The 1,041-nt window shown below is 71.1% G+C and carries 2 protein-coding genes; both read left to right on the top strand.

All coding sequences use genetic code 11. The features are described from left to right. A partial coding sequence (locus tag ACFUJR_RS39400) for a hypothetical protein (RefSeq protein WP_383181367.1) occupies nucleotides 1-253 on the top strand: 253 nt, incomplete at its 5' end. A 76-nt stretch (nucleotides 254-329) separates the two neighbouring features. Then, entirely contained in the window at nucleotides 330-1,010 is a 681-nt protein-coding gene (locus ACFUJR_RS39395; RefSeq protein WP_383181369.1) for a hypothetical protein, read from the top strand. Nucleotides 1,011-1,041: the final 31 nt, after the last annotated feature.

The following is a 1,041-nucleotide window of genomic DNA, read 5'->3' as shown; positions in this document are numbered from 1 at the left end:
CCGCCTGACCCGCCTCGTGATGCACGACGGCCGCCCCTCCCACCCCGCCACGAAGGAGATCCACATGAACGACATCGACGACCTGCTTCACCGGCTCGCCAACACCCTGAACGCCCTCCGCGACCTCGGGTACGAGCCTGACCCCCGCAACGGCGTCCACATCGGCCCCGCACACGGGCCGAACGCGAACAGGCACGACTCCCGCGTGGTCTGGGACGAGGACGAGGGCCGTTGGACCGTCGCCGCCCGCTGATCCCCACACGCACGACGGCCGCCCCGGGGCTAACGGGGCGGCCTCCCACCACCGTACCGACCACCAGGAGCAGACCGTGACCGACCGCCCCGGCTTCACCGCTGACATCGCAGAGCGGACAGTACGCATCACCTGGCCCGACAACGAGCGCGGAGGAGCCACCCCGCCACCCGCCGACTGGCAGGACCAGGCGTGGGCGCAGAACCCCACGCTCTACGAGATCGACGAAGGATCGGTGTCGGGCTGCACCGTCCTGCGTTGGCGAGAGGATTCCCGCTCCGACGGGGAACTCCTGGCTGCGTCACTGGCCCTCGTCGACCCGGCCGCCCGTCAGGCCGCCGGACAGACCCCCACCACCGAGCAGCCCGTCGTCAACGCCGAGGAGCGACAGGGCCACCCCGCAGCCGAGCTGTACGTCCTGCTCCGCAAGGCCGGACAGGACCCGGACGCCGCACAGCAGCTGATCTACGCGCACGCCGCCATGGCGGTCCGACAGCACGAGGCGCTCAACGGCGACCGAGTGCCCGCCGTCGAGCAGCCGGCCGAAGCGCAACCCGCCGAAGCGCACCCGACTGACGTCACCTACGCCATCGAGAAGCGCGGCGACACCGACTGGCTTATGGCCAGCAGCCACTACGACGAGGCAGACCGCGAGAAGGCCCTCAGTCGCCTCGCGCGCCGTCGAGAGCAGTACCCCGACACCGAGTTCCGCCTCGTCCGCGAGACGACCACCTGGACCGTCGAGGAGACCCGCTGATGCCAACCCCCGCCGAAGAACTGCGCGCCGC

Source organism: Streptomyces sp. NPDC057271, from assembly GCF_042668715.1.
Lineage (GTDB): Bacteria > Actinomycetota > Actinomycetes > Streptomycetales > Streptomycetaceae > Streptomyces.
The sequence above is the reverse complement of the archived record's forward strand: the minus strand, read 5'-3'. Positions and strand labels throughout refer to the sequence as shown.